Origin of the sequence: Acinetobacter sp. YH16053 (assembly GCF_013417035.1) — a bacterium.
GTDB lineage: Bacteria > Pseudomonadota > Gammaproteobacteria > Pseudomonadales > Moraxellaceae > Acinetobacter > Acinetobacter towneri.
This window is the reverse complement of record NZ_VPEP01000134.1, coordinates 1-1,263: the sequence shown is the minus strand read 5'-3', so window position 1 is coordinate 1,263 and position 1,263 is coordinate 1. Positions and strand designations below refer to the sequence as shown.

Sequence of the window (1,263 nt, the reverse complement as noted above, 5' to 3'; positions counted from 1 at the left end):
TGAACCGTACCGGGTTTGTCGGAGACTTTTTATTTAAGTTAGGCCACCTGACCTAACGGATTAATTTTATCATAGTACATTGCTTCAAAATCAAAAGGTGGCACATAACCTAGTGCACTATGTACACGCTCTTTATTGAACCAATCTACCCAATTTAATGTCGCAAGTTGTACATCCGCTAAACCTTGCCAATCTGCTTTTAAATATTCAATCACCTCTGTTTTGTATAAGCCATTCACTGTTTCAGCCAAAGCATTATCGTATGAATCACCGGTCGTACCGACTGATGCTCGTAAATTTGCTGCTTCTAAACGATTGGTATAGCGAATGGAAAGATATTGAACCCCTCTGTCACTATGGTGAATCACATTCTTTGGCATGTCTCGAGCATGTAACGCTTGCTCAAGTGCATCGAGCACCATATCTGTATTCATCCGTGTCGATACTTTCCATCCAACAATTGCTCGTGAGAAGACATCAATAATAAATGCAGTATAAACCCAGCCTGAATTTGTTTGAATATACGTGAAGTCAGCGACCCATAGCTGGTCAGGATGATCAGCACTAAAATTGCGTTTCACCAAGTCATCTGCTCGTTTTTGATCCTCTCGGCTACGGGTAGTTTGTTTATTCTTACCACGCCAAACACCTTGTATACCTAGTTTTTGCATCAATCGAGCAACTGTACAGCGAGCAATAACATAGCCTTCACGTTTCAATTTTTGCCAAACTTTACGCACACCATATCGACCTGAACTTTCCTTCCAAATTCGTTTAATTTGTTCAGCATGATGCAAGTCATGTAGATCTCGCTTTGCTCGATGTTCTGGGTTTTCAACGAAATCTAGTGTTCGATAATAGGTAGAAGCCGCGATCGGTAAAATCCTGCAAATCGCCTCAACACCATATAACGCCTTATTGTTATGGATGAAATCTACCATTATTTGTGTGGGCGGTCGAGCTCCGCCTGGGCGAAAAAAGCGGCTGCTTTACGTAGAATTTCGTTAGCACGTTGCAGTTCTTTATTTTCACGTTCGAGTTGTTTAATACGTTCTTGATCTGAAAGTTGCTGTACTTTAATTGGGTTTTGTTTATCTAAATATTTTTGATACCAAACACGTAGAGTTTCAGGAGTACAACCTATCTTGGGAGCAATAGCGGTGATCGCAGCCCAATTCGATGGATAATCTTTCTCGGATTCAATCAATAATTGAACCGCTCTTTCTCTGATTTCAGGGGTATATTTTACTTTTTTCATCGGGA

General features: G+C 40.6%; 1 protein-coding gene and 1 other annotated feature. The gene reads right to left on the bottom strand.

Translation table 11 applies throughout. The features are described 5' to 3' along the window. Positions 1 to 38 precede the first annotated feature (38 nt). Positions 39 to 1,258, bottom strand: a protein-coding gene (locus FTV43_RS15570; RefSeq protein ID WP_111841931.1) for an IS3 family transposase whose coding sequence is annotated in 2 segments (ribosomal slippage) — positions 39 to 982 and positions 982 to 1,258 — 1,221 coding nt in all. Because the reading frame shifts where the segments join, the coding sequence is not laid out codon by codon here. After that, positions 867 to 983 (bottom strand) — a sequence feature (AL1L pseudoknot). Its footprint overlaps the gene before it by 117 nt. Positions 1,259 to 1,263: the final 5 nt, after the last annotated feature.